Genomic DNA, 317 nt, shown 5'->3' with positions numbered 1-317 from the left:
GATGGGCGTGCGTACGCCGGCGCGCGGCGCCAAGGCCGCGGTGTCGATACGGCCGTAGTGGATCAAGGCGGCCGCGTGCGGCAGAAGGGTCGTGCGCGGAGCCTAAGGCACGTGGATCGCATCTGGCAGCAGGTTCGATGGAGCCTGCCCAGTCTGGGGCGCCAGGAAGACGCCCGGGCGGCCCATCCGCCGGCAGAGCCGCATGGCCGTCACGAAGGACGAGCGCCCCTGCCGCATGCCCGAACCGTAGGTAAAGACCAGCGGCGCCGACCCGGCACGCAGGAAGGCGACAAGGTCCTCCGGAAGCTCCGGGGTGT

General features: G+C 71.3%; 1 pseudogene. It reads right to left on the bottom strand.

Going from position 1 to position 317, the window contains the following annotated elements:
* Positions 1–102: 102 nt before the first annotated feature.
* Positions 103–317: pseudogene (locus tag MKK60_RS26885) on the bottom strand (glycosyltransferase); the annotation flags it as partial.

The sequence above is a fragment of the Methylobacterium sp. J-092 genome (genome assembly GCF_022829325.1).
Lineage (GTDB): Bacteria > Pseudomonadota > Alphaproteobacteria > Rhizobiales > Beijerinckiaceae > Methylobacterium.
The sequence above is the reverse complement of the archived record's forward strand: the minus strand, read 5'-3'. Positions and strand labels throughout refer to the sequence as shown.